Origin of the sequence: Candidatus Accumulibacter vicinus (assembly GCF_000584955.1) — a bacterium.
GTDB lineage: Bacteria > Pseudomonadota > Gammaproteobacteria > Burkholderiales > Rhodocyclaceae > Accumulibacter > Accumulibacter vicinus.
Genome location: NZ_JDSS02000016.1, coordinates 109,343 through 110,968 on the forward strand (window position 1 = coordinate 109,343; position 1,626 = coordinate 110,968).

General features: G+C 63.7%; 3 protein-coding genes. All 3 read left to right on the forward strand.

Annotated features, from left to right (window positions below):
• Positions 1-312, forward strand: a 312-nt coding sequence (locus CAPSK01_RS04825; protein ID WP_034923213.1) for a DUF1513 domain-containing protein, incomplete at its 5' end; no start/stop codon positions are given.
• Positions 300-1,151, forward strand: a complete 852-nt coding sequence (locus tag CAPSK01_RS04830) for an amino acid ABC transporter substrate-binding protein (protein ID WP_034923214.1) — start codon at positions 300-302, stop codon at positions 1,149-1,151. The genes CAPSK01_RS04825 and CAPSK01_RS04830, both read left to right, overlap by 13 nt.
• Positions 1,152-1,242: 91 nt before the next feature.
• The coding region (locus CAPSK01_RS21850) for an acetate--CoA ligase family protein (protein ID WP_273703103.1) at positions 1,243-1,626 on the forward strand (384 nt) is incomplete at its 3' end.

Below are 1,626 nucleotides of genomic sequence, written 5' to 3' on the forward strand. Positions count from 1 at the left end.
CGCCCCGGCACCTGGCTGATGCGCTGCGACGCGCAGGGCAAGGTGCAGCAGCAGGTCTCGCTGGAGGAATCGTCGGCGCGGCGTTTCTGCGGCCACGCCGTCGTCGCCGCCAACGGCGAAGTGCTGCTGACCACCGAAACGGAGTACGGCAAGGGACGTGGCCGCATCGGCGTGCGCGACCGGCGGACGCTGCAGAAGCTCGACGAATGGGATACGATCTTGGGATTTCCTATCCTTAACGCAAGCGGACCGACTCGCGCTACACTTACTTCCATTCCCACCCCAAGGAGAAAACCACCATGCGCAAGCTGATCGTTGCCATCCTTGCCGCGAGCCTGGCCATTGCCTTGCCCGCGGCTGCCGCCGAATCCACCCTGGCGAAAATCAAGCAAAGCGGCGTCCTCAAACTCGGCTACCGCGAGAACTCCATGCCGTTCTCATTCATCGCCGGCGACAGCAAGCCGCGCGGCTACAGCATCGATTTGTGCGAGATCGTTGCCAAAGACGTGACCAGGCAGCTGAACATGCCGAATCTCCAGGTGCGCTGGGTGCCGGTCACGGCGCAGAACCGTTTCGAGTCGCTGAAAAGCGGCAAGATCGATCTGGAGTGCGGCAACACCACGCAGACCCTGTCGCGCCGTGCCGACTTCGACTTCAGCGTGATGACCTACGTCGATGGCGCCAGCCTGCTCTTCCTGAAGGGCGAGAAACCGAAGACCCTGGTACAGATCAACGGCCAGCGCGTCGCCGTCGTTGCAGGCACGACGACCGAAAAGGTCTTCGACGCGCTGGTGGCGGCGGAGAAAATCGGTATCCACCTGCTCAAGGTCGCCGACCACGATGCCGCCCTGAAGGCGCTGCAGGACAGAACCGCCACGGCCTATGCGGCGGATCGCACCGTGCTGGTGACGATCGCTGCCGTGAAGGGCGAAGAGCGTTCCTACGAGATCTCGGAGACCCAGTTCACCTACGAGCCCTACGGCCTGATGATGCGCCGTGATGCTGAATTCCGGCTGCTTGTCGATCGTTCCCTGTCACGCCTCTATCGCAGCGGCGATATCGGGCAGATCCTTCAGCGCTGGTTCGAGCCGCTGGGCAAACCCAGCGAGGTGCTGCAGGCGATGTTCATGCTCAACAGCCTGCCGGACTGAAGGATTCGTTCAAGCGAGCGGCAGGGCGGCGTTTAGCTGGCGTTGCAGGGGAAACCGGGGTCAGACCACGCAGCACGGAAAGGCACTATATTTGCCAGAGGCCCCACCGGGTTCGCTCGCACTGGCGAATGTCGATACCTACTGGCAGGCGCGGGGGGGTCAGCCCGTTCAAGCCATAGACCGCAAACATGTTCTTCTCCTCGTCCGACGCAATGTCGCTTCAACAGCGATAGCTCGGCAGCTGGCCAGTGGAGCAGAGTTTCCGGAGGGCGCTTGGGGTTTGCGGTCGCCGGCAGAGATTCGCGTCGCGGCGCGCGACCTTCGCCGCCGTGTACGCACCCAGCAACCTGGCAGCCGCGTCAGTGCTTACCGGCTGCGACCGGGAGCGGCCCGCAGTGGTGCGCCCGCACTGCGTCTGGGCGTTGCCGACGATCCGGTGTTCGGCTCGGTGATTTTCCTGGGTCCGGCATCGACC

Bases quoted from the DNA above. Each gene is read 5' to 3' on its own strand.
- CAPSK01_RS04830 (WP_034923214.1), top strand. From the start codon at position 300: ATGCGCAAGCTGATCGTTGCCATCCTTGCCGCGAGCCTGGCCATTGCC.